Below are 2,403 nucleotides of genomic sequence, written 5' to 3'. Positions count from 1 at the left end.
GAAGGCCAGGTCCGCGTGTTCCTCGGCGGTGGCGGCCTCGCCGGTGGCCAGCGTCCAGCCCGCCGGGTCGTCGCCCTCGGCGTCGATGCGGTCGGACATCTGCACCAGCACGCCGCCGCCGATCTGCTTGATCTCCGCGGGCGGCGGGTTCCAGGCCGGCGCCACGAGCACGCGCAGGTTCTTCTTCTCGCGGAAGACCGCGAGCGCCTCCTCGGTGAACGACGGCGCGACGATCACCTCGGTGAAGATGCCGTCGAGCTGCTGGGCCAGCTCCACGGTCACCTGCCGGTTGACCGCGATGACCCCGCCGAACGCCGACACCGGGTCACAGGCGTGGGCCTTGCGGTGCGCCTCGGCGACGTCGGCGCCGACCGCGATGCCGCACGGGTTGGCGTGCTTGATGATCGCCACGCACGGCTCGGTGAAGTCGTTGGCCGAGCGCCACGCGGCGTCCGCGTCGACGTAGTTGTTGTAGGACATCTCCTTGCCGTGCAGCTGCACGGCCTGGGCCAGCCCGGCGGGCGCGTTCGGGTCGAGGTAGAGCGCGGCCTGCTGGTGCGGGTTCTCGCCGTAGCGCAGCGCGCTCTCGCGCTTGAGCGCCAGCCCGGCGAACTCCGGCCACTCCGACGGCGCCAGCGTCGTCGCGCACCAGTTGGCCACCGCCACGTCGTACTCGGCGATGTCGGCGAAGGCACGAGCGGCGAGCAGCTTGCGCTGCGTCAGCGTGAAACCGCCGTCGCGCAGAGCGTCCAGAATCAACGGGTACGCCGCCACGGCCGTCACCACAGCCACGGACGGGTGATTCTTGGCCGCCGCACGGACCATCGCCGGCCCGCCGATGTCGATCTGCTCGACGCACTCGTCCACGGTCGCGCCGGACGCCACGGTCTCGGTGAACGGGTACAGATTGCTGACCAGCAGGTCGAACGGCTCGATGGCCAGCTCGGACAGCTGCGCGGCGTGGGTCTCCAGCCGCAGGTCGGCGAGCAGGCCGGCGTGCACCTTGGGGTGCAGCGTCTTGACCCGGCCGTCCAGCGTCTCCGGGAAACCGGTCAGCTCCTCGACCCGGGTCACCGGGACCCCGGCGGCCTCGACGGTCGACGCGGTGGAGCCGGTGGAGACGACCTGCACCCCGGCGGCGTGCAGGGCCTGCGCGAGCTCGACCAGGCCGGTCTTGTCGTACACGCTCAGCAGCGCCCGCTTGATCGGCCGGCGGCCGTCCTCGACGGTCATGGGATGGAGACCTTCCTGTCCGTGATGGTCCAGCCTTCGCGCACCAGCCGGCCGACGTACTCGACCAGCTGGCGGCGCTCGGCTTCCTTGATCCGCTCGGTCAGCGTCTCTTCCGTGTCGTCGTCGAGCACGGGCACGCTGACCTGGGCGATGATCGGGCCGGTGTCGACACCGGCGTCGACGAAGAACAGCGTCGCCCCGGCGATCTTCACGCCGTAGGCGAGGGCGTCGCGCGGGCCGTGGATGCCCGGGAACGACGGCAGCAGCGCGTTGTGGGTGTTGACGTAGCGGTCCCCGAAGGCGGCCAGGAAGTCCCGGCCGACCAGCTTGAGGAAGCCGGCCGAGATGACCAGGTCGGGCTTGTGCTCGGCCACGTGGGCGGTCAGGGCGGCGTCCCAGTCGTCGCGGGTCGGGTAGGCCTTGACGGAGTCGACGAACGTCGGCACACCGGCGGCGGCCGCACGGTCGAGCCCGGCGATGCCGTCCCGGTCGGCGCCGACGGCCACGACCTTCGCGCCGTACGCGGGATCCGCGGCGGCGTCGAGGAGGGCCTGCAGGTTGCTGCCGGAGCCGGAGACGAGGACGACCAGGCGGGCGGGCGCGGGGTCTGTCACCCGAGCACCCTATCGTCGTGGCCGCTGACGACGGCAAACGGGTCGTTTCGAGGACAGCGGAAACCGCTGATCATCGGTTAGGCTGCGGGCCGCTCACGTGATGGTCCACGTGCGCCCGGTTTGCACATCACCGCATTGCGCGGATTTATCTGGAGGATTCGCCCGTGACGCCACCGCCCTACTACGGTCAGCAGCCGCCCGCAGCGCCGGGCAACGACAAGGTGACGCTCTGGGGCGTCCTCGGCATCGTCTTCGCCTTCTGCTGCTGGCCCCTCGGCATCGTCTTCGGCGTGCTGAGCCTGCTCGAGGCCCGCAAGGTCGGCAAGAAGCCCACGCTCGCCTACGTGACCTTCGGTGTCATCGTGCTGGCGCTCGTCATCAACATCATCCTGGCCGCCACCGGCGCGCTGGGCGACCTCATGTCGTCGAACTCCTGACGATCTGAGCAAGCACCACCGCAAGGGCGTCCCGGCCACGGCCGGGGCGCCCTTCGCGCATCCCGGCGGGCTGCCGCCGGAAGCCGGCTCAACCGCGAGGCCGAGGCCCTTCGCGGGCC

General features: G+C 71.1%; 3 protein-coding genes. 1 reads left to right on the top strand and 2 read right to left on the bottom strand.

The window, feature by feature from the left end; all coding sequences use genetic code 11:
- Together purH and purN are read right to left on the bottom strand one after the other, a co-directional pair.
- Positions 1-1,233 (bottom strand): bifunctional phosphoribosylaminoimidazolecarboxamide formyltransferase/IMP cyclohydrolase (gene purH / locus AB0C29_RS43735; RefSeq protein WP_360833605.1); only part of this gene is annotated, 1,233 nt, incomplete at its 3' end.
- On the bottom strand, positions 1,230-1,847 hold the full coding sequence (purN, locus tag AB0C29_RS43730) for a phosphoribosylglycinamide formyltransferase (protein ID WP_360555999.1): 618 nt from the start codon (positions 1,845-1,847) through the stop codon (positions 1,230-1,232). The genes purH and purN, both read right to left, overlap by 4 nt.
- Positions 1,848-2,011: 164 nt before the next feature.
- Here purN and AB0C29_RS43725 point away from each other — a divergent pair, with 164 nt between their 5' ends.
- The gene (locus AB0C29_RS43725; RefSeq protein WP_360556001.1) at positions 2,012-2,284 is read left to right on the top strand and encodes a DUF4190 domain-containing protein; all 273 of its coding nucleotides are present in this window, start codon (positions 2,012-2,014) and stop codon (positions 2,282-2,284) included.
- Positions 2,285-2,403 lie beyond the last annotated feature (119 nt).

The sequence above is a fragment of the Actinoplanes sp. NPDC048791 genome (genome assembly GCF_040650095.1).
Taxonomy (GTDB): Bacteria; Actinomycetota; Actinomycetes; order Mycobacteriales; family Micromonosporaceae; genus Actinoplanes.
Note: the sequence above shows the minus strand (reverse complement) of the source record. Positions and strands in the feature narration are given on the sequence as shown.